Annotated in this window: 1 protein-coding gene; it reads left to right on the top strand. The window is 64.5% G+C overall.

The window, feature by feature from the left end; genetic code table 11:
- The coding region (locus tag EOC06_RS43985; RefSeq protein WP_245470250.1) for an FAD binding domain-containing protein at window positions 1-228 on the top strand (228 nt) is incomplete at both ends.

The following is a 228-nucleotide window of genomic DNA, read 5'->3' as shown; positions in this document are numbered from 1 at the left end:
TGATGCGTGATCCACGGCGCGGGGTCGATCTTCCCGAGGCGGTGGTCGCACTCCACCGAATACCCGCCTTGTCCAAGGTCGAAATCGAACCGGACCATGTCGTGATCGGCGCAGCCGTTACCCATGCAGTCCTTGGCCGTGCGTTGCACGGGGCAGTGGGCTTCGAAGGTCTGGTTGCCGCGGCGGAGAATGCGGCCAATCCTGGCATCCGAAAGGTCGCCACCGTGG

The organism is Mesorhizobium sp. M7A.F.Ca.MR.362.00.0.0 (assembly GCF_004023175.1).
In the GTDB taxonomy this organism is placed as follows: Bacteria; Pseudomonadota; Alphaproteobacteria; order Rhizobiales; family Rhizobiaceae; genus Mesorhizobium.
The sequence above is the reverse complement of the archived record's forward strand: the minus strand, read 5'-3'. Positions and strand labels throughout refer to the sequence as shown.